This window comes from Intestinibaculum porci (genome assembly GCF_003925875.1).
Classification (GTDB): domain Bacteria; phylum Bacillota_I; class Bacilli_A; order Erysipelotrichales; family Coprobacillaceae; genus Intestinibaculum; species Intestinibaculum porci.
The window spans coordinates 578,056-598,406 of sequence record NZ_AP019309.1; the positions used below are offsets into that span (position 1 = coordinate 578,056).

Sequence of the window (20,351 nt, forward strand, 5' to 3'; positions counted from 1 at the left end):
GAGAAACTATTTCTCGTCTTTTAGATCTACAAAAAATTCAATGTGCCCGCATTTTGGGCACAGGGCCGCCAAAAGCGGGTAATCCGTTTTAGTATAATCTTTATTTTTACGAATAATGTGTAAATCACTGATCTGCAGCGCCTGATCAACCAGATAGGTCTGCGTTTCCATTTCACATTGACAGCGGGGACAAAGTCGCATCATTTTCACCTCGGTGCTTATTTTATCATAGTTCTCATAAGCTGTAACGCAATCCCGCTAAAAAAGCAGTATCATTCTAAAGGGATTATGATATAATTCGGATAGGAGCGTGATTCTATGATTAAACTAGAAGGTGTGACCAAAGTCTATAAAACAGGCGTACGCGCGGTCAATGATATGAACCTCAACATTGATGCCGGCGAGTTTGTTTACGTTATTGGTCCAACCGGGGCGGGAAAATCAACCTTTATTAAATTATTATATCGCGAAGAGAAACCAACGACCGGCAAAGTGATTGTCGATGGCATTAATGTGGCGAAGATTAAAGATCGCAAGGTGCCTTATTTCCGTCGTAAGATTGGCGTTGTCTTCCAAAACTATCGTTTATTACCACGAAAAACCGTGTTTGAAAATGTGGCCTTTGCCCTGCAGGTCACCGATACCCCGAGACGGAAGATTCGTAATCGTGTTCGTAAGGTGTTGGAACTCGTTGGCTTAGAAGATAAAGCCAATGCCTTTCCGCATGAACTTTCCGGCGGGCAGCAGCAGCGCGTGGCCATTGCGAGAGCGATTGTCAATTCGCCCAAAGTACTCATTGCGGATGAACCAACGGGAAACCTAGACCCGGATACCTCAGAAGGTATTATTGAATTATTAGAGCGCATTAATGAGATTAATGGCACGACAGTGATTGTCGTGACCCATGATAAAATTATCGTGCAGTCGCATAAGAAACGTACCATCCTGATCGAAGATGGCTGTATCCGCAGCGATTCAAGTTTAGGAGGGTATGAAGAATAATGGAATTTTTGAGTTCAATTCGTAATTTACCAAACCATTGTAAAAGTGCGCTGCAGAATATCTGGCGTAACGGCGTTATGTCGATTTCTTCGATCTTTGCGGTGACGATTACCCTATTGCTCATTGCGATCTTAGGGATTATTGCCATTAACGTCAATAAGATCACTTTAAGTATTGAAAACTCGTTAACGATCTATGTCAAAGTGGATCGTGAAGCGACAAACAAACAAGCCAAAAAAATTGGCGAAGAGCTGAATATGATCGAAGGTGTCAAGAAAGTGACTTATTCGAGCAAGGAGCAGGAGTTAAACAAACTGATTAACTCGCAGTCTTCAGAAAATAAGAAGCTTTTTGCGACATATAAGAAAGACAATCCTTTAGGGGATGCCTATCAGGTCGAAGTCAAAAATGCGAAAAACATTGCGACGATCGCCAAGCAAATTGAAGATATCCCCAATGTCAATGAAGTGACCTACGGCGGCTCTTCGACAAGTGATATGGTCAATCTGTTAGAGCATATTCGTAATGGCGGCGCGATCTTTGCGTTCGCTTTAACAGTGGTTGTTCTCTTTATGATCGCCAATACGATTAAAATGGCCATTACCTCACGCTCAACCGAAATTGCGATCATGCGCATGGTCGGCGCGAGCAACTGGTATATCCGTTTGCCATTCATGTTAGAAGGGGTCTTTATCGGCTTATTTGGATCGATTATTCCCATTATTGTTCTCTACTATGGTTACTCTTTTGCCTATGATCAGTTTACCAAAGTGCTGAGCTCTTCGGTGATGGTCCTAGAAGCCCCATTCCCATTTATCTGGCATATGAGCGGCGTCCTGGTATTATTAGGCTGCGGGGTCGGTCTGATCGGTTCCTTCTTCTCAGTGCGTAAATTCTTGGAATTTTAAGTCAGGTCTTTTTTTAAGACTTGGCTTTTTTCATACAACTTGGCAGGCGATATATTATAATTAAAGAGAGGGGGAATCATCATGCCAAGTCGTGAATTAAAAGAATCCTGTTATTTAGAAATGCTGGAAGATAGCTTAACGAATGTCCAAATGATCCGCAACCGTCTCAGTCAGCTAGATAAGCAGGAACAGATTATCCCGGCGCATATTTTAAGACGTGACCGGATTAAAACGATCCTGCGTTTAGAGCTCGCGTTAGCGACGTATTGCGTATTACTGCGGAAGATGCATGAAAATAATCTGATTGACTATGACGAAGAGCTTCATCATGATATCAATAGCATTATTCATTCCAATCGCTTTGAATACTTTGAGCAGCATATCGTCGTCTATTCGGCGCGCGGAAAGGAGAATGTCAACCTCCGTAAACTGTTAGATTTCGGCACGGCCATCTTAGATGAAAATGCCCAGGAAGAGGCAGTTTATCAAGGAAAGCGCTTTAAAAAGCAGAGAAAAGGAAAGTGAGGTTCTTTTCATTGAATTTGTAAAAAGATAATGCTATGATTTTGATGTCAAATGGAGGATTAAAAAATGAAAAAGAGACCTATAGTATTATGTATTATGGATGGTTATGGATTGACTGATCGCGTTGATGGCAACGCTGTTAAATTAGCCAATACACCTAACCTTGATGATTTAATGGCAATGTACCCAACGACAACAATTCATGCTTCTGGTAAAGCTGTTGGTTTACCTGAAGGACAGATGGGGAACTCAGAAGTTGGTCATATGAACATTGGTGCAGGCCGTGTTGTATACCAGTCTTTAACTTTAATCAATAAAGCTGTTGAAGATGGTGAATTCGATGAAAACCCAGAATTCTTAGCAGCTATCAAACATGCGAAAGACAATGGCAGCAAGCTGCATATCTTCGGCTTATTATCAAGCGGCGGGGTGCATTCATCAGATGAACACATCTACGCATTATTAAGATTAGCACGTCGTGAAAGAGTTGAAAAAGTATATGTTCATGCATTCTTAGATGGTCGTGACGTCGCTCCTGATTCAGGTAAAGGCTTCGTTGAAGAATTACAGAAACAGATGAAAGAAATCGGTGTGGGCGAAATCGCTTCAATCTCTGGCCGTTACTATGCAATGGACCGTGATAAGAGATTCGAACGTATGGATTTAGCATACAATGCGATCGTCGCAAAAGAAGGCAAGAGCTTCACTGATCCAGTAAAATTCGTTGCTGATTCTTACAATGATGATGTTTATGATGAATTCGTTGTGCCAGGCTATAATAGTGCCATCGATGGTAATGTCGAAGATAATGATGCGGTCATCTTCGCTAACTTCAGACCTGACCGTGCGATCCAGCTCGCTACTTTAGTGACAAACCCTGAATTCTATAAAGATAAAGGTTATGAACCAAAAGTAAAATTAAACAACATCTACTTCGTATGTATGATGCACTATGCAGACAGCGTTAAAGGTCATGTCGCATTCAAACCACTTGAATTAACTAACGTTTTAGGTGATTACTTAGCAGAACGTGGTTTAACACAGTTAAGAATTGCGGAAACTGAAAAATATGCTCATGTTACATTCTTCATGGATGGCGGTGTTGATAAAGATATCGAAGGCGCAACACGTGATTTAATCAATTCTCCAAAAGTTGCCACTTACGATTTACAGCCAGAAATGTCAGCATACTTAGTACGTGACAAATTAATTGAAGAATTAGACTCTGGTAAATTCGATGTTGTCATCGTGAACTTCGCAAACTGCGATATGGTTGGTCATACTGGTATTATCCCAGCAGCCATCTCTGCTGTTGAAACCGTTGATGAATGTGTCGGCGATGTTTATGACAAAGTCTTAGAATTAGGCGGAACAATGTTAATTACTGCTGACCATGGTAACGCAGAACGTGAATTAGACGAAGAAGGCAATCCATTTACTGCACATACGACAAATGATGTCCCATTAATCGTCACAAATTCACATATCAAGTTAAAAGAAGGCGGCAAGTTAGGTGACTTAGCGCCAACCATCTTAACATTATTAGGACAGCCAGTACCTGCCGAAATGACTGGTGATGTCTTAATCGAAAATGATCCTGATTCTTTCCAGTAATCAGAAAATAAAACCCAACTGGAACAAGTCTATGCTATGCATAGGCTTTTTTTAAGGAGGAAAAGACGTATGAAAAAATTACTCATGATTTGTTTATGTTTATTTTTAACCGCCTGCAGCGCGCATCAAATCGCCAAGCGGGTCAATGTGACAGGCGTCCAGGAAGTCAGCTATACCCAATTGAATAGTCTGATGAAAAAGAATGTCTCTTTTTTACTTTATATCGGTCGTCCGGATTGCGGGGACTGCATGGCTTTTGAACCGATTCTCACTGCTTATCTCAAAAAGCATCCTAAACAGGGGGTTTATTACCTCAATATCAAGACTTATCGTGATGCCGCTAAAAAGAAAGGCGCCAGTCAAAAAGAAAAAGATTTCTATCAGAATTTAGGGAAGCGTTTTGCCTTTGACTGGACCCCAACCATTGATACGATTACAAATGGCAAGGTGGGCAAACAGTATCAGTATTTAGATGAAGCCTATTATGAAATTGAAGATCGCGCGAAACAAATTAAGCAACAAAAAGAGTTTGTAAAGAAGTTTGAACGTTTTATGAAAAACTATTATCTGTCATAAAAGCGTTTTCTGTGACTTTTAATATTAAAAAAAGTCGCATTATAAGACAGCTTTTGTATCTTATGTCAAAATTTTTTGTGATAGATGCTTGTTATTCATTAAAAATATAGATAAAATAATCCTATAGAGTAAGATAGGGTGGGAAAAATGAAGAAGGAATACTTAAGCAGAGCGATGATGCTATCGCGAGAAATTATTGACAATTTATGGAATAAAGATACGACGCTGGCGAATCAGTATTTCACTGATGATATTGTCGGCATTGGGCCTTATCAGGGAGAGTTTTATCATACGAAAGAACAATTGATGGACACACTTGAGACCTTATGCGATATGATCTTCATCAGCGAAGTTCTGAACGAAGAGATCTATCCGGTAGCGAATGAATTGCATACTTGTGTTATTGTTGGTCATTTTGTCGTAAAAACGATTCAAAAAGATAAAGACATTAATTACATGGAACAGGCTGTGACCTTGGTCTGGAATTTAGATAAGCGGGGAGAACTGTCAATCTCTCATATCCATTACTCTTCGCCAGCTGTTCAGTCGCGCTTTTTTGAAGTTTTTTCGAGTGCCAAAAAAGCCAATGATATTGACTATGTCAAAGTGCAGAATGCGGATGATTTGATTTCTATTAAGGATGCCAATAAACATATTCGTATTATTTCGCTTTCAGCCGTTGAATATGCAAAAGCTTTAGGACATGATACGATGATTTACATGCATGATGAAGCGATTCAGGCAAAAATCAGCTGGAAAACGTTTCTGGCGCTGTTAGATAACCGTTTTATCAAAGTGCATCGCAGTTATGTCGTACAGCGGGAATGCGTCAAACTGATTGGGAAAAACTATTTAGAAATGCATTCGGGTGATCAGGTGCCGGTACCAGTTAAAAATATGCGCACCGTCATCAATGCGTTAACCCATAAGAAATAAGTCTCTTGGAGACTTTTTTCTTTACAATAAACCCTTGGCGCTCCTATAATGGAGACATCCTAATGAAATTTGTGAAAAATTCATAATAGGAAATAATATTTGTATAAAAGCGAAATGGAGGAAGACAATGAGCTGGAGAGATCATTTACGACAGGTAGAACCTTATGTGGCTGGAGAACAGCCAAAGATGCGCAATCTGGTCAAACTCAATACCAATGAAAACCCTTATGGTCCAGGGGAGAAAGTTAAAGCTGCGATTCGTGACTTCGATAGCGAGGTCTTAAATTTGTATCCGAATCCTGATGCGGAAACCTTACGTCATCAGTTAGCGATGTATCATGGTTTAGCGGATGATCAGGTGTACTTAGGCAATGGCTCAGACGCCGTTTTAGCGATTATTTTCTTGACTTGCTTTAACAGTTCGAAGAAACTCCTGTTCCCGGATATTACATATTCTTTCTATCCGGTTTATTGTGAGCTTTATGGCATTGATTATGAAACGATCCCATTAAAAGATGATTTCACTATTGATATCAAGGATTATATGAAAGATAACGGCGGGATTATTTTCCCTAATCCCAATGCCCCAACCGGCGCTGCCTTAAGCAAAGCGCAAATTGAGGAAATTCTCAAACACAATCAAAATAGTGTTGTCGTGATCGATGAAGCGTATGTCGATTTCGGCGCTGAAAGTGTGATGCGTCTCATTGATACGTATGAAAACTTACTTGTTGTCCATACCTTCTCAAAATTCCGCTCATTAGCGGGAATCCGTTTAGGCGCGGCCTTTGGACAAAAAGAACTGATTTCTCATCTTTATGATGTGAAGAACTCTTTTAACTCATATCCGATTGATGCTTTAGCCCAAAAGATCGGAGAAGCGAGTATTCAGGATAGTGCGCATATTAAAGCGAATGCTCAGAAGGTTATCGCAACGCGTGAAAAGACCTGTGAAGCGCTCAAAGCCTTAGGCTTTACTATGCCAGAAAGCAGCGCGAACTTTATTTTTGTTACTCATGAATCGGTAAGAGCTGACGTGCTTTTTAAAGCCTTACGTGAGCGCCATATTATTGTCCGTTATTTCAATAAACCGCGCATTGATAACTATTTACGTATTACCATCGGAACCCCTGAGCAGATGGAAGTCCTCATTGAGGCCTTAAAAGAGATTTTAAGTAAGCAAGCTGAAGGATAATTTCCTCAGCTTTTTTATGTGAAAACACATAATTTCACATTTCGATTTGTAGAGGATGACTTTAAGAGAGTTTATGCTATAATACACGTATAGTGGGAGGAGGCACGTTTTTATGATCAATTATGAAGTGATTCTAGTAACCGGTATGTCAGGAGCTGGTAAGACCACAGCGATGGCTGTCTTTGAAAATATGGGCTATTACTGTATTGATAATTATCCTGTCGCAATCCTGGATGCATTCTCAGATATGTTAAGAGAAGCATCATTTGACTATACGAAAATTGCCATGGCCGTGCGTCTCAATGACGCCATGGAAGCTATTCGCATTCTCTCAAACTTAGACTGTGCGAAACTGACAGTCGTTTTCCTTGACTGTGATAATGAAAAGATTTTAAAACGTTATAAACAGACCAGACGTTCCCATCCGATGATGATCGCTCATCAGGCGTCAACTTTGACCGAATCGATCCAGTTAGAGCGCCGGGATTTTGACAGTGTCAAATCGCAGGCGCATCGGATTATCGATACGACATTATTAAAAGCTAAAGGCTTGCAGGATGTTTTGGAATCCGCTTTTAATAAAGGCGATAAAGAAGTTTTCCGCGTCAGCTTTGTCTCTTTTGGATACAAATATGGCGTCCCTAAAGATGCGGATCTGATTTTGGATGTGCGTTTCCTTCCTAATCCGTTTTACGTTGAAGAGCTGCGGCCATTAACCGGGAACGATCCAGAAGTTTATAACTATGTGATGGATAAACCTGCGACCAAGATCTTTGTGGAGAAGACGACCAAATATTTTGAATATTTACTTAAAGAATATGAAAATGAAGGTAAGATGCAGGTCATTGTCGGCATCGGCTGTACTGGCGGGCAGCACCGCTCAGTCACTTTAACGAATTACTTTGCATCTTACTTCAGTCAGTATTATCAGGTGTACAAGTGGCATCGTGATGCTGACCATTAAGGGGGTTCACTATGCTTTCTTTTGCCCGAAAAGTTAAAGAAGAAATTGTTTTCAATGACTTTGATGTCGCCAGCTCCAAAGCGCTGCTTTGTGCGCTCATCAAAGTCAGCGGGACGCTGCATTTAGGCGGCGGCATGTCCTTAACGATTCGCTCAGAAAATGCGAAGATTGCCAGCAAGATGCATAAAATGTTAAAGGAAATCTATCAGCCGCAGTTAGAGTTTCGCGTTTCGAAAAAGATGAAGCTCAATAAAAACAATATCTATATTCTCAAAGTCTCAAAAGCGAAAGAGATCTTAGATGACTTAGAGCTGATGGATGGCTTTGGCTTTCATGTTATTCCCAGCAGCCGCATCATCTATGATGATGAAACCAGGCGTGCTTATTTAGCCGGCATCTTTCTCGCGAGCGGTTCGGTGAATAATCCGGATACTTCGAATTATCATTTAGAGATGAGTGTCATCGATGAAGACCACGCCAATTATATTGCCAGTTTGATGAATGGCTTTCATCTCAATGCGAAAGTGATTCAGCGCCGTAATAAATATGTGATTTATTTGAAGTCGGCGGAAAAGATTGGCGATTTCTTACGAGCTATTGGGGCGAGTGCTTCGGTAATGGACTTTGAAATGACAAGAATTGATCGCTCGATGGCCAATACCGTGAATCGCTGGAATAACTGTGATATTGCCAATGAAATGAAAGCGATGAGCGCGGCTGAAAAACAAATTGAGGATATCGCTTATGTCATCGATAAAGCAGGTTTAGAAGTCCTAGATGAAAAGACCGCCCAGGTGGCAGAAATCCGGTTAGAAAATCCCGAGCTTTCCTTAAGTGAACTCGCCGAGGTCTATCTCGTCAAAACCGGGAAAACCATTTCTAAATCCGGACTCCATCATCGCTTTAAAAAGATCAAAGAGGAAGCGCAGCGCTTAAGGCAGATGGAAGAATCATGAATATCGAAAAACGCTTTGGCCTGCGCATTCGTGAGCTGCGGATGATGCAGGAGATCTCGCAGGAAGAATTAGCCTGGCGCTGCCAGTTATCGAAAAATTATGTTTCTGATGTGGAACGGGGAACCCGGAATGTCTCCCTGAAAGCCATTGAAAAATTTGCAAAGGGATTAGATGTCAGAATTGAAGATCTCTTCCACTTTGAAAGATAGGAGCAGTTTTGATGGAATTATTAGTAGTTGTGGCATTGATCATTTTAGTCATTGCCATTCTGGCCTTTATCTTTAAAACCATTTTGTTTTTCTGGCCAGTCGTATTGGTGTTATTAATCGCTTACGCGGTGAAAAGAGCGATCGATTCACATAAGAAAGTGAATGATCATGATTTTAAGGATCAGGGGAATTATGATAGGGATGATAATCCCGATGTCATCGATGTGGAGTATAAAGTCATTGATGATGAAGATCATAAGAAGGAGTGATTGGTTTGATTTGTCCAAAATGTCATAAAGAAATTAGTGATGATGCATTATACTGTCAGTACTGCGGCACCCCATTAGGGAAAAAGATCTGTCCATCCTGTCGCGCCGAAAACGATATGGATGCACTCTTTTGTGCCCATTGCGGCCGCCCTTTTGAAAGAGATATGAGCGATCGCGTCGAGCGCACGGCCAAATATGATCATTATGTGCCCATTGAGAGTGATATCCCCAAACAAAATACGGATGTCTTCTCAAGCTTAGATCGTGATCAGGTCGCTTTTGAAAAAGTTGATAAGAAAGTGCACTGGAAAAGCGTTCTTTCCGGGGTTCTTGCACTGCTTGTCGTGACGGGCGGCAGTTATTATTACTTGCGCCACTCGCAAGCATTAAAGGTCACCAATCGTCCGGCGGTTAATGGCGAAATGGCCAATGGGGCAACGTTTAAAGCGGCCAAGACGACGGCGATGGAAAACTATTCCAACTTAGCGAATAATGGAACGCTAGCGAGTGATGGTAAGAATGTGTTTTTAACCAATGATAATGGTTATCTGGTTAAGACCGATATGAACTTTAAAAATGCGACCGTCTTAGTCAAAGAAGCAGTACAGTATATTAATGTTTATAAAAAGAGTCTTTACTTTACTGATGCCAACCATTACTTGTGTATGACAACGAGTGATGGCGGTGCTAAGATCACCATTATTAAAAAGGCAGTTTACTATCTCACCTTGCATGGTGATCATCTCTATTATCAGTTAGATGGGGATAATGAAAGTCTTTATGACTATAACATTAAAACCAAGAAATCAACGCGTCTGGTAGATTTACATGTCTATAACATGTCTTTTAATGGCAACGATCTTTATTATAATGCGAAAGATGGGATTTATGTCTATCATCTTGATAGCCAAAAGAATGAACTGATTTTAAAGACCAGCAATAGTTTTGTGCAGTATTATAAGGGTTATGTTTATTACATTAACAATGCCTCTTTAATGCGGGTGAATGTGTCAACCAAGACACCAGAAACGATCGTTTCTTCAACGACCCAGAATGTGATGAATCAGGTGATCAATGTAGGCACTTATGTCATGAATGATCAAGCCATTTATTTCTATAATGTTTCGCAGTATTCAGGCGGATCTATTTACCGCGTGGATTTAAAAACCAAACAGGTAAAAACAATTTATGATGGCTTGACCTTAACAAGTACAGATATTCAGCTTATTAACGACAACCTTGTCGTGAAATCAAATAAAAAATGGATTGGGATCAACACTTCTAATAAGAAGGCAGCCGCAATCTTTAGTCAGGAGTAAATATGTTAGTAAAAGAAATTATGGAGGCAACTTCCGGGAAGCTGCTTTCGGGATCAGTCAATGATGAAATTACCCATTTCACCCAGGACTCCAGAGCCTGTGTGAAAGGCAGTATGTATATTCCTTTAATCGGGGCTAACCATGATGGACATGATTTTATTCAGTCAGCGTTTGATCATGGCGCACAGGCGATTATCACGTCCAAAGTGATTGAAGCGCCCGATAAAGATGTCATCTTAGTTGAGGATACTTTAAAAGCTTTAGGCGATATGGCTCGTTATGTGCGCAAAAAGAGTCAGGCGATTGTTGTCGGTATTACTGGCTCAGTTGGTAAAACGAGTACCAAAGATATGATCTATTCGGTCGTGAGTCAGAAATACAAAGCCTTAAAAACCTTAGGTAACTATAACAATAACATTGGTTTGCCATTAACGATTTTACGTTATCAGGATGAAGAAGCGATGGTGATCGAAATGGGGATGAACCATTTGGGTGAAATTGATTATTTAACCAATATCGCTAAACCTGATGTCGCTGCGATTACTAATGTCGGAACTGCACATATTGGCGAAGTAGGATCACGCGAAAACATCCTCAAAGCCAAAATGGAAATTACTCATGGTTTAAAAGACAATGGCATCTTAGTAATCAATCATGATAATGATATGTTAGCGACAGTTAAAGAAGGAAATTTCAGATTAAAGACTATCGGGATTGATGATCCAGCTGATTTACAGGCTGAGAATGTCATCTTAAAAGAAGACGGTTCTGATTTTACGGTCACCGTTGATGGAGAGACTTATGATGTTCATGTACCGGTGGCGGGAAAGCACTTCGTGTATAATGCTTTAGTCGCAATGGCAGTTGGTTTATCCATTGATATTCCAATAAAGCAGTGCATTGCCGGCGTAGAAAACTTTGAATTAACGAAGAATCGTGCCGATCGTCTTTTATTACGTGATGGCATTATTCTATTTGATGGCACTTATAATGCCAACTTAGATTCCATGAAAGCTTCGATCGCTGTCTTATCACAGTACGAAGGACGGAAGATCGCCGTTTTAGGCGATATGCTGGAACTGGGCAGTTATGAAGAAGCGCTGCACCGGGAAGTTGGTAAAGCATTATGTGAAAAGAATATTGATTTAACTCTTGCGGTAGGAAAAGCTTCGGAGTATATTATCGATGAAGTGGTCAAAACAGGCCGAGAAGGACACCACTTTGAAAATAATGAAGAACTTGAAAACGCCCTGAAAGATACTATTCAGCCAGGTGATGTGATCTTAGTGAAAGCGTCTAATGGCATGCATCTGAAGGAAGTTGTCGAAGAGTTAAAGGAGATTTATAAATCATGAAGTTACTATTAATATGCGGCGGGATGTCTACTGAACATAGTATTTCTCGTATGTCTTGTACAAATATCCGTAAACAGGTGAATCCTGAACATTACGATGTGACCGTCTTAGGAATTACAAAAGAAGGAGACTGGTATATCTTAGATCAGAACGTTACTGATTATTCATCAGAAAACTGGTTAGATCATGCGCAGGTCGTTACCGAAACATTTGCTTTCTTAAAATCATTTGATTGTGTATTCCCAGTTTTACATGGTATGTACGGGGAAGACGGGACGATTCAGGGCTTATTAGAAATGGCGAATGTGCCTTATGTCGGCTGTCGTGTATTTGATAGTGCGGCTGCCATGGATAAAGTCATGGCAAAGAAGTTATTCAATGCGGCGGGCATTAAACAAACCCCAAGTGTTTATGTGAAAAAGCAATTTGATGGTAAGTTTGTCGTTGTGAATGATGATACAACAGAAGATGAAAACGTGAAAGATGTCATCTTAAAAACAATTGGTTTACCATGTTTCATCAAAGCTTCTCGTTCTGGTTCAAGTGTCGGCTGTTATAAAGTTTCCGAAGTATCTGAGTTAATGCCTCGCTTACAAGAAGCTGGTCAGTATGATTCTAAGATTCTTTGTGAAAAAGCCATTAACGCAACTGAATTAGAATGTGCGGTTTTAGGCAATGATGATGTCATCGCCTCACGCGTTGGTCAGATTTTACCACATGGTGAATTCTATACCTTCGAATCAAAATATGAAGATGAGCAGAGTGCGACCTGCATTCCTGCCCGCGTTGCTCAAAGCGTTCAGGATTATATCCGTGAAAATGCGGTCAAAGCATTCAAAGCTTTAGATGGACATGGCTTAGCCCGTTGTGACTTCTTCTTAGATCAGGATACTAATGAAGTTTACCTGAATGAAATTAATACTTTACCAGGTTTCACTAATATCTCTATGTATCCTCAGTTAATGAAGGACTTAGGTATTGATACACCTGAATTAATTGATCGTTTAGTAGCGCTAGCTTTTGAAAGATAAAACGGCACTAGTGGTGAATCAATCGCCACTTTTCTTTACCCTTAAGGACTACGATTTTCGTGGTCTTTTTCTTTACCTTTTTTGATCTCATTAATGTGTTTGTGAAAGGAGCGTTTATGATTGATCAAAAGAAACACTTATTAACGATTGAAAAGCAGATTGAACACTTAAAAAGCAAAGGCATTACTTTTGACTGAGTCAGTGAAAAGGATGCCTTTTCCTATCTCCAAAATGAGAGTTATTTCTTTAAACTCATCGCTTATCGTAAAAATTATCAGAAATATGAATATGGGGATCATGTCGGTCAGTACATTCATTTAGAATTTGGTGACTTGGAAGATTTAACAGAAATTGATCGTTTCTTAAGAAGTGTCTTATTCCAGTTATCTTTAGATGTTGAATACTACGCTAAGATGAAGATCCTCAAAGTCATTGAAGTACATCACGAAGATGGCTATAAAATTGTAGTAGATTTCTTGGATGATCTTCAAAAAAAATAACTTAAAACAGTATGATCGATGTAAAGGAGAGTTAGAACGTAATCGTACATCTTATTATTGTGGTGATTTGGTACGTAAGTATTCTCCAAATTATCCTGTATGGGTCTTTTTGGAAATCGTTCCCTTTGGTAGAACATGGTAGAACATGGCTCTCATTTTTTTGGAGGCTGTGCTGATGTGCAGTCTTTTTTGTGTATTTGGTGCTAGTGATGGATTGTCCACCGCTATTTTATTTTTTTAAAGGTGTGTTAGATGATGAAATAGATGACATTAAGTTCTATAATAAAGGTATATGGTAAGAGCCTAAAAAGAAAGCGTTAGTCAGATCGGATAATACGACAGAAAGTATACAATGTTTAGAAAAGTATAAAAAATGACTTGGATTTATTGACAGCTTTAAAGTAAAAGTATATAGTAATGTCAACAACCGATGAAACAAATACATTGAAGGGAAGTAGTAAAAGCGAAGGACAGGTAAAGAGAAGTTCTGGATGGTGCGAAGAACATGCTGACGACGTTTTGAACTCATCCTGGAGTGGAGCACTGAAATTGCAGTAGGTAGCTACGGAACTTGCGACCGTTATCACGCTAGAGTATAACTTTTTCGAAAGCGTACTCGATAAGGTTGGCATCGTGAGGTGTCAATAAACTGAGGTGGAACCACGAAGCATATCTCTCTCGTCCTCTTGCTATAGTATATGTAGTAGAGACGAGAGTTTTTTTATAAGGTTGGAAAGGAGAACAAAGAGAAATGATGAATTATCAGAAGTACAAGAGATTTGAAACCATCAGCCTGCCAGACCGTACCTGGCCAGACAAACATATCGAGAAAGCGCCAATCTGGTGCTCAGTCGATTTACGTGATGGGAACCAGGCTCTTGTCACACCAATGAAGATCGAAGAAAAGGTAGAGATGTTTCAGACCTTGGTAGACTTAGGCTTCAAAGAAATTGAAGTTGGTTTCCCAAGTGCCAGTCAGATTGAATATGATTTCTTACGATTATTAATTGAGGAACATCTGATTCCTGATGATGTCACAGTTCAGGTATTAACGCAGTGTCGTGAACACCTGATTCGGAGAACCTTCGAGGCCTTAAAAGGATTGGATAAAGCGATTGTCCATATTTATAATTCAACATCAATTTTACAGCGAGATGTCGTCTTCAATAAGTCTAAAGAGGAAATTAAAAAGATTGCGACCGATGGCTGTCAGCTCGTTAAAGATTTATGTGGTGAATTTGATGGCAAAGTGATCCTGGAATATTCGCCAGAATCATTTACCGGCACCGAAATGGACTACGCTGTGGAAGTCTGTGATGCCGTGATGGATGTCTGGGGCGCCACTCCTGATAATAAAGTGATCATCAACCTGCCCGCTACGGTTGAAATGGATACGCCAAATGTGTATGCCGATCAGATTGAATATGTCGGTCGTCACTTCAAAGATCGTAACCGCATGATTCTTTCGATTCATCCACATAATGACCGTGGTACTGGCGTAGCCGCAACGGAATTGGCATTATTAGCTGGCGCGGATCGTGTAGAAGGCACATTATTTGGTAATGGTGAAAGAACTGGTAACGTGGATATCGTTACCGTAGCGATGAACATGTTTGTTCAGGGCGTTGATCCAAAGCTTGACTTCTCACATATTAATGATGTGAAACATGTTTATGAAAAATGTACAAAGATGGAAGTGGGACCAAGACAGCCATACGCTGGGCAGTTAGTCTTCACCGCTTTCTCTGGATCTCATCAGGATGCCATCAATAAAGGTATTCACAAATATCGTGAAAGAGGATCAAAATACTGGGAAGTACCATACTTACCAATTGATCCGGCTGATGTCAATCGTCAGTATGAACCGATCGTTCGTATTAACTCCCAGTCTGGTAAAGGCGGCGTGGCTTACGTCATGGATACAATCTTCGGCTATCATCTTCCAAAAGCAATGCAGGCAGACTTTGCCAGTGATGTGCAGAAGATTTCTGAAGCAGAAGGGGAAGTTTCACCAGAACGAATCTTCGATACCTTTAATAAGGATTACATCGAAAATGAACAGCCACTCAAGTTTGTCTCTCAGAAACTGATTGATATTTCTGAAGATTCTTCAAATGACTTTGAACGTGAAGCCATCATTAAATTAAATGATCATGGCAATATTAGAATTATTGAAGGTTATGGCAATGGTCCAATCGATGCCGCTAAGGATGCTTTCAACCGCAATGGTTATCCTTACATGCACTTATTAGACTATAGTGAACATGCTTTGACTTCTGGTTCTTCTTCTAAAGCAGCCGCATATGTCTGCTTAAGAGCGAAGGGGACATCAATTACCGAATGGGGTGTTGGGGTTCATGCCAATATCACCACTGCGACAATCAAAGCAATGATCTCTGCTATGAACCGTATCTATAAACGATTAGATGATAGTAAATAGGAGGAGCCTATGGAAAGAATGATCCTTTCGATCCTGGTGGATAACACCCCAGGCGTCTTGAATCGTGTCGCAGGATTGTTCTCGCGTCGTGGTTACAACATTGATTCCCTGACCGTTGGGGAAACCAATGATCCTACCATTTCGCGTATGACCGTTGCGGCCCGGGGTGAGCCTGACACCCTTGAACAGATTGAAAAACAGGTGAGAAAGCTTGAAGATGTTTTCTCCGTCATCGTCTTAGACGATGCCAAATCCGTATATCGTGAATTAGTAATGATTAAAGTCAATGCGAATTCCGCGGAAAGACAGGATATTGTATCTATTGTCGATATCTTCAGATGTAATATCGTCGATGTGGCACCAGATTCCTTAGTTATTGAAGCGACTGGTACACAATCGAAGATCGATGGCCTCTTGGCCATGTTAGACAGCTTCAAAGTCACTGAGATCGTCCGTACTGGCATTGCTGGCATCTCACGAGGCGCAGATGATTTTGATATAGAAAAGATTAAAGCTAAAAAATATAGGGGGTAAATTAAAAATGGCTAAAATCTATTATGACTCAGATTGTGATTTAAATTTATTAAAGGATAAGAGAGTTGCTGTAATCGGTTATGGATCACAGGGACATGCACATGCCTTAAACTTAAAAGATTCAGGCGTTGATGTTGTTGTTGGTTTATACGAAGGTTCTAAATCAGCTAAAAAAGCTGAAGCTCAGGGCTTAAAAGTATTACCTACAGCTGAAGCTGCTAAATGGGCTAATGTCATCATGATCTTAATCCCAGATGAATTACAGGCAGCTGTATATAAGAAAGATATCGCTCCTAACCTTGAAGAAAACGATACATTAATGTTCGCTCATGGTTTCAACATCCATTTCGGTCAGATCGTACCACCAAAATTCGTTGATGTTTCTATGATCGCGCCAAAAGCTCCAGGTCATACTGTACGTTCTACTTATGTAGATGGTCAAGGTACTCCAATGTTAGTCGCTGTAGAACAGGATTACTCAGGCAAAGCTCATGACAATGCTTTAGCTTATGGTGCTGCCTTAGGTGGAGCAAGAGCCGGCTTACTTGATACAACTTTCAGAACTGAAACTGAAACTGACTTATTCGGTGAACAGGCAGTCCTCTGCGGTGGCGTTGTAGCCTTAATGCAGACTGGTTTCGAAGTATTATGTGAAGCAGGTTATGATCCAAAGAACGCTTACTTCGAATGTATCCATGAAATGAAATTAATCGTTGACTTAATCTATCAGTCAGGTTTCGCAGGTATGAGAACTTCTATCTCTAACACTGCTGAATATGGTGATTATATCTCAGGACCTAAATTAATCACTGAAGATGTTAAGAACGCTATGCGTGGTATCTTAAAAGACATCCAGGATGGTACTTTCGCTAAAGACTTCTTACTTGAAATGTCAGCTGGTGGACAGGCTCACTTCAGAGCATTACGTCAGTTAGCTGCAGAACATCCATCTGAAAAAGTCGGTGCTGAAATCCGTTCATTATACAGCTGGGCTGAAGATGACAAGTTATTAAATAACTAATCACGTCATTTCATATACAAACAACACACAATTTTGTGTGTTGTCATCAGGGAGTAAGGATTCCTTACTCCTTTATGACAACATATAAATGTTTGTAGTCATATGTAAAGGGGGACACAATTTATGGCAATGACAATGACACAAAAAATTCTGGCAGCGCATGCCGGATTAGATCACGTTGTGCCTGGTCAGCTTATTGAAGCGAAACTTGACTTGGTGATGGCCAACGATGTAACGGGTCCAATGGCCTTACCAATTATTAAAAAGATGGGGACAAATGTATTCGACAAAGACAAAGTTGTTTTTGTGCCAGATCATTTCACGCCTAATAAAGATATAAAATCCGCTGAAAATGCGAAAGCCATTTTAGATTATTCAAACGAGCAGGGGCTTACCAATATTATGGTACAAGGCAAATGCGGGGTTGAACATGCGATTTTACCTGAACGCGGTCTTGTTTACAGCGGCATGTGTGTCATCGGCGCGGATTCACATACCTGTACATATGGTGCGTTAGGTGCTTTCTCAACGGGGGTTGGGACAACCGATATCGCCGCGGGGATGGTCAGCGGCCAGGCTTGGTTCAAGATTCCGGAAGCCATTCAGGTGCGTTTAACCGGGAAACTGCCACGCTATGTAACTGGTAAAGATGTTATTTTACATATTATCGGTGAAATCGGCGTTGATGGCGCCCTTTATAAATCCTTAGAATTCACTGGTGATGGCTGTGGCGAATTGTCCATGGATGATCGTTTTACGATCTGTAATATGGCTATTGAAGCCGGTGCGAAAAATGGTATTTTCCCAGTTGATGATCAGGCGCGTAAATATATGAAAAATGCCGGTGTAGAAAGCTGGGAAGAATATACCGCTGATGATGATGCAAAGTATATCAGAGTGGTTAACGTGAACTTAAGTGCATTACGTCCAACAGTCGCTTTCCCACACTTACCTGGTAATGCGAAAACGATTGATGAAGTCGAACAGATGGATAAGATTTATATCGATCAGGTGGTCATCGGTTCATGTACGAATGGTCGTTTATCAGACTTAGAAAAAGCAGCGGCTGTTTTAAAAGGCCATAAAGTCGCACCAAATGTGCGTGTTATGGTCGTACCAGCAACCCAGAAGATTTTCTTACAGGCGGTGCATGAAGGCTTAGTAGATATCTTCATTGAAGCGGGCTGTGCTTTCAATACCGCTTCCTGTGGTCCATGTATGGGCGGACATATGGGTGTCTTAGCGAAAGGAGAAAAATGTGTTTCTACCACTAACCGTAACTTCGTCGGTCGTATGGGTGACACTGAATCTCTCATCTATTTAGCATCCCCAGAAACCGCTGCAGCGAGTGCGATTGCAGGTTATATTGCCAATCCTGAAAAAGTAGGAGGAGAACATTAATGAACGGTGCACATGGTACAGTATTCAAATACGGCGATAACGTCGATACCGACGTTATCATTCCGGCAAGATATTTAAACTCTTTCGATGCCAAAGAATTGGCATCACATGCAATGGTGGACATTGATCCTACTTTCACCTCACGCGTGAAAGACGGGGACATTATTGTGGCACGCCGTAACTTTGGCTGCGGCAGTTCCCGTGAACATGCGCCCTTAGCTTTAAAAACAGCAGGGGTAGCCTGCGTTATTGCGGACTCTTTTGCTCGTATCTTCTATCGTAACTCTATTAATATCGGTTTTGCGATTCTGGAATGTCCAGAAGCGGCCGCCGCAATTAATGATGGCGATGAAGTGAAAGTTGATTATGACACGGGTGTGATTACGGATGTCACTACCAATCAGACCTTTAAAGCGCAGCCTTTCCCTGAATTTATGCAGAAGATTATTGCGGCTGGCGGCCTGGTCAACTATGTCAATGAGAAAAAAGAAGGTTAAGCATGGAAAAGAATATTACGGTTATTAAAGGCGATGGGATCGGTCCTGAAGTCGTTAATGAAGCGATCAAGGTCTTAGATGCCGTAGCCAAAAAATATCATCATACATTTCATTATACCGATATCTTAATGGGCGGTTGCTCGATTGATGCTTATGGCGTCCCACTCACGGATGAAGCGATTGCGACTGCCCAAAGCGGTGATGCGGTTTTATTAGGATCGATCGGTGGTAATACGACAACCAGTCCCTGGTATAAGCTGCCGCCTGATCATCGACCAGAAGCGGGCTTATTAAAAATTCGTAAAGCCTTAGGCTTATTTGCGAACTTACGTCCAGCTTATCTCTATCCAGAATTAGCTGAGGCATGTCCATTAAAAGAATCAACGAGTGCCAAAGGCTTTGATATGGTCATTGTCCGTGAATTAACGGGTGGGCTTTATTTTGGTGAACATACAACCAAGGAAATCAATGGCGAATTAGTCGCTCATGATAACCTTGTTTATAGTGAAAGTGAAATTCGTCGCATTGCGAAACGCGGTTTTGAAATTGCGATGAAACGTCGTAAAAAAGTCACTTCAGTTGATAAAGCAAATGTTTTGGATTCTTCACGCTTATGGCGTAAAGTAGTATCAGAAGTTGCACAGGATTATCCAGAAGTAGAAGTTGAAAACATGTTAGTTGATAATGCGGCGATGCAGCTCGTAAAAGATCCTGCACAGTTTGATGTTGTCCTGACGGAAAACATGTTTGGCGACATCTTAAGTGATGAAGCGTCAATGGTGACCGGATCGATCGGGATGTTAGCGAGTGCCAGCTTACGCGCCGATAGTTTTGGTATGTACGAACCATCAGGCGGCAGTGCACCAGATATTGCCGGAAAGAATATTGCTAATCCAATTGCCCAGATTTTATCAGCGGCGATGATGTTAAGATACTCTTTCAATATGGATGAAGAAGCGGATGCGATCGAAGCTGCCATTAAGCAGGTGATCGCTGAAGGCTATCGCACTTTTGATATTTATAAAGAGGGTAATCATAAGGTATCAACAAGTGAAATGGGCGACTTAATTGTGAATAGATTATAGGAGGTCATTTAATT

Annotated in this window: 21 protein-coding genes, 1 pseudogene and 1 other annotated feature; of the genes and pseudogenes, 21 read left to right on the forward strand and 1 reads right to left on the reverse strand. The window is 40.8% G+C overall.

Annotated elements, in window-relative coordinates; genetic code table 11:
• Positions 1–6: 6 nt before the first annotated feature.
• Positions 7–171, reverse strand: coding sequence for a hypothetical protein (locus SG0102_RS02805; protein WP_231999850.1), 165 nt, complete (start codon positions 169–171; stop codon positions 7–9).
• Between the two features lie 147 nt (positions 172–318).
• Between SG0102_RS02805 and ftsE the strand changes: the two genes are divergently transcribed.
• From ftsE to leuB, 21 genes and pseudogenes are all read left to right on the forward strand, one after another.
• The gene (gene ftsE, locus SG0102_RS02810; protein WP_125118542.1) at positions 319–1,002 is read left to right on the forward strand and encodes a cell division ATP-binding protein FtsE; all 684 of its coding nucleotides are present in this window, start codon (positions 319–321) and stop codon (positions 1,000–1,002) included.
• Positions 1,002–1,910 carry a permease-like cell division protein FtsX gene (gene ftsX / locus SG0102_RS02815; RefSeq protein WP_125118543.1) on the forward strand — a complete coding sequence of 303 codons (909 nt, stop codon included), beginning with the start codon at positions 1,002–1,004 and terminating at the stop codon, positions 1,908–1,910. Before ftsE ends, ftsX begins: the two co-directional genes overlap by 1 nt.
• 81 nt (positions 1,911–1,991) lie before the next feature.
• Complete coding sequence (locus tag SG0102_RS02820; protein ID WP_125118544.1) at positions 1,992–2,435, forward strand: hypothetical protein; 444 nt, start codon at positions 1,992–1,994, stop codon at positions 2,433–2,435.
• Between the two features lie 66 nt (positions 2,436–2,501).
• Positions 2,502–4,049 (forward strand): 2,3-bisphosphoglycerate-independent phosphoglycerate mutase, encoded by a 1,548-nt coding sequence (gene gpmI / locus SG0102_RS02825; RefSeq protein WP_125118545.1) that lies wholly within the window; start codon positions 2,502–2,504, stop codon positions 4,047–4,049.
• A 69-nt stretch (positions 4,050–4,118) separates the two neighbouring features.
• Positions 4,119–4,625 (forward strand): thioredoxin domain-containing protein, encoded by a 507-nt coding sequence (locus tag SG0102_RS02830; protein WP_125118546.1) that lies wholly within the window; start codon positions 4,119–4,121, stop codon positions 4,623–4,625.
• 147 nt (positions 4,626–4,772) lie between these two features.
• Positions 4,773–5,561 carry a LytTR family DNA-binding domain-containing protein gene (locus tag SG0102_RS02835; protein ID WP_125118547.1) on the forward strand — a complete coding sequence of 263 codons (789 nt, stop codon included), beginning with the start codon at positions 4,773–4,775 and terminating at the stop codon, positions 5,559–5,561.
• Positions 5,562–5,688: 127 nt separating this feature from the next.
• Positions 5,689–6,756: a histidinol-phosphate transaminase gene (gene hisC / locus SG0102_RS02840; RefSeq protein ID WP_125118548.1), complete on the forward strand. Its 1,068-nt coding sequence runs from the start codon at positions 5,689–5,691 to the stop codon at positions 6,754–6,756.
• A gap of 112 nt (positions 6,757–6,868) precedes the next feature.
• Positions 6,869–7,720 carry an RNase adapter RapZ gene (gene rapZ, locus SG0102_RS02845; protein ID WP_125118549.1) on the forward strand — a complete coding sequence of 284 codons (852 nt, stop codon included), beginning with the start codon at positions 6,869–6,871 and terminating at the stop codon, positions 7,718–7,720.
• An 11-nt stretch (positions 7,721–7,731) separates the two neighbouring features.
• Complete coding sequence (gene whiA / locus SG0102_RS02850) at positions 7,732–8,676, forward strand: DNA-binding protein WhiA (protein WP_125118550.1); 945 nt, start codon at positions 7,732–7,734, stop codon at positions 8,674–8,676.
• A complete protein-coding gene (locus SG0102_RS02855) occupies positions 8,673–8,885 on the forward strand; it encodes a helix-turn-helix domain-containing protein (RefSeq protein WP_125118551.1) in 213 nt (70 codons plus the stop codon). Before whiA ends, SG0102_RS02855 begins: the two co-directional genes overlap by 4 nt.
• Positions 8,886–8,896: 11 nt before the next feature.
• Positions 8,897–9,154: a hypothetical protein gene (locus SG0102_RS02860; protein ID WP_125118552.1), complete on the forward strand. Its 258-nt coding sequence runs from the start codon at positions 8,897–8,899 to the stop codon at positions 9,152–9,154.
• Between the two features lie 5 nt (positions 9,155–9,159).
• Complete coding sequence (locus tag SG0102_RS02865; RefSeq protein WP_162300175.1) at positions 9,160–10,473, forward strand: DUF5050 domain-containing protein; 1,314 nt, start codon at positions 9,160–9,162, stop codon at positions 10,471–10,473.
• Positions 10,474–10,475: 2 nt separating this feature from the next.
• Positions 10,476–11,828 (forward strand): UDP-N-acetylmuramoyl-tripeptide--D-alanyl-D-alanine ligase, encoded by a 1,353-nt coding sequence (locus tag SG0102_RS02870; protein ID WP_125118554.1) that lies wholly within the window; start codon positions 10,476–10,478, stop codon positions 11,826–11,828.
• On the forward strand, positions 11,825–12,859 hold the full coding sequence (locus SG0102_RS02875) for a D-alanine--D-alanine ligase family protein (protein ID WP_179951183.1): 1,035 nt from the start codon (positions 11,825–11,827) through the stop codon (positions 12,857–12,859). The genes SG0102_RS02870 and SG0102_RS02875 overlap by 4 nt, the downstream gene beginning before the upstream one ends.
• 233 nt (positions 12,860–13,092) lie before the next feature.
• Positions 13,093–13,359 (forward strand): annotated as a pseudogene (locus SG0102_RS02880) (Abi family protein); the annotation flags it as partial.
• 435 nt (positions 13,360–13,794) lie between these two features.
• Positions 13,795–14,048: a binding site (T-box leader), on the forward strand.
• A gap of 62 nt (positions 14,049–14,110) precedes the next feature.
• On the forward strand, positions 14,111–15,799 hold the full coding sequence (leuA, locus tag SG0102_RS02885) for a 2-isopropylmalate synthase (RefSeq protein ID WP_125118557.1): 1,689 nt from the start codon (positions 14,111–14,113) through the stop codon (positions 15,797–15,799).
• 9 nt (positions 15,800–15,808) lie between these two features.
• Positions 15,809–16,333 carry an acetolactate synthase small subunit gene (gene ilvN, locus SG0102_RS02890; protein ID WP_125118558.1) on the forward strand — a complete coding sequence of 175 codons (525 nt, stop codon included), beginning with the start codon at positions 15,809–15,811 and terminating at the stop codon, positions 16,331–16,333.
• 7 nt (positions 16,334–16,340) lie between these two features.
• Positions 16,341–17,354: a ketol-acid reductoisomerase gene (gene ilvC, locus SG0102_RS02895; RefSeq protein ID WP_125118559.1), complete on the forward strand. Its 1,014-nt coding sequence runs from the start codon at positions 16,341–16,343 to the stop codon at positions 17,352–17,354.
• 123 nt (positions 17,355–17,477) lie between these two features.
• Positions 17,478–18,755: a 3-isopropylmalate dehydratase large subunit gene (leuC, locus tag SG0102_RS02900; protein ID WP_125118560.1), complete on the forward strand. Its 1,278-nt coding sequence runs from the start codon at positions 17,478–17,480 to the stop codon at positions 18,753–18,755.
• Positions 18,755–19,252 carry a 3-isopropylmalate dehydratase small subunit gene (leuD, locus tag SG0102_RS02905; RefSeq protein ID WP_125118561.1) on the forward strand — a complete coding sequence of 166 codons (498 nt, stop codon included), beginning with the start codon at positions 18,755–18,757 and terminating at the stop codon, positions 19,250–19,252. The genes leuC and leuD overlap by 1 nt, the downstream gene beginning before the upstream one ends.
• 2 nt (positions 19,253–19,254) lie before the next feature.
• On the forward strand, positions 19,255–20,337 hold the full coding sequence (gene leuB, locus SG0102_RS02910) for a 3-isopropylmalate dehydrogenase (RefSeq protein ID WP_125118562.1): 1,083 nt from the start codon (positions 19,255–19,257) through the stop codon (positions 20,335–20,337).
• Positions 20,338–20,351: the final 14 nt, after the last annotated feature.

What these genes read in the sequence shown, in the direction of transcription:
- leuB (WP_125118562.1), top strand. Translation starts at nt 19,255, where the DNA reads ATGGAAAAGAATATTACGGTTATTAAAGGCGATGGGATCGGTCCTGAA.
- leuD (WP_125118561.1), top strand. Translation starts at nt 18,755, where the DNA reads ATGAACGGTGCACATGGTACAGTATTCAAATACGGCGATAACGTCGAT.
- ilvC (WP_125118559.1), top strand. Translation starts at nt 16,341, where the DNA reads ATGGCTAAAATCTATTATGACTCAGATTGTGATTTAAATTTATTAAAG.
- SG0102_RS02860 (WP_125118552.1), top strand. Translation starts at nt 8,897, where the DNA reads ATGGAATTATTAGTAGTTGTGGCATTGATCATTTTAGTCATTGCCATT.
- whiA (WP_125118550.1), top strand. Translation starts at nt 7,732, where the DNA reads ATGCTTTCTTTTGCCCGAAAAGTTAAAGAAGAAATTGTTTTCAATGAC.
- hisC (WP_125118548.1), top strand. Translation starts at nt 5,689, where the DNA reads ATGAGCTGGAGAGATCATTTACGACAGGTAGAACCTTATGTGGCTGGA.
- leuA (WP_125118557.1), top strand. Translation starts at nt 14,111, where the DNA reads ATGATGAATTATCAGAAGTACAAGAGATTTGAAACCATCAGCCTGCCA.
- rapZ (WP_125118549.1), top strand. Translation starts at nt 6,869, where the DNA reads ATGATCAATTATGAAGTGATTCTAGTAACCGGTATGTCAGGAGCTGGT.
- SG0102_RS02855 (WP_125118551.1), top strand. Translation starts at nt 8,673, where the DNA reads ATGAATATCGAAAAACGCTTTGGCCTGCGCATTCGTGAGCTGCGGATG.
- SG0102_RS02875 (WP_179951183.1), top strand. Translation starts at nt 11,825, where the DNA reads ATGAAGTTACTATTAATATGCGGCGGGATGTCTACTGAACATAGTATT.
- ilvN (WP_125118558.1), top strand. Translation starts at nt 15,809, where the DNA reads ATGGAAAGAATGATCCTTTCGATCCTGGTGGATAACACCCCAGGCGTC.
- gpmI (WP_125118545.1), top strand. Translation starts at nt 2,502, where the DNA reads ATGAAAAAGAGACCTATAGTATTATGTATTATGGATGGTTATGGATTG.
- ftsE (WP_125118542.1), top strand. Translation starts at nt 319, where the DNA reads ATGATTAAACTAGAAGGTGTGACCAAAGTCTATAAAACAGGCGTACGC.
- leuC (WP_125118560.1), top strand. Translation starts at nt 17,478, where the DNA reads ATGGCAATGACAATGACACAAAAAATTCTGGCAGCGCATGCCGGATTA.
- SG0102_RS02870 (WP_125118554.1), top strand. Translation starts at nt 10,476, where the DNA reads ATGTTAGTAAAAGAAATTATGGAGGCAACTTCCGGGAAGCTGCTTTCG.
- SG0102_RS02830 (WP_125118546.1), top strand. Translation starts at nt 4,119, where the DNA reads ATGAAAAAATTACTCATGATTTGTTTATGTTTATTTTTAACCGCCTGC.
- SG0102_RS02820 (WP_125118544.1), top strand. Translation starts at nt 1,992, where the DNA reads ATGCCAAGTCGTGAATTAAAAGAATCCTGTTATTTAGAAATGCTGGAA.
- SG0102_RS02805 (WP_231999850.1), bottom strand. Translation starts at nt 171, where the DNA reads ATGGAAACGCAGACCTATCTGGTTGATCAGGCGCTGCAGATCAGTGAT.
- SG0102_RS02835 (WP_125118547.1), top strand. Translation starts at nt 4,773, where the DNA reads ATGAAGAAGGAATACTTAAGCAGAGCGATGATGCTATCGCGAGAAATT.
- ftsX (WP_125118543.1), top strand. Translation starts at nt 1,002, where the DNA reads ATGGAATTTTTGAGTTCAATTCGTAATTTACCAAACCATTGTAAAAGT.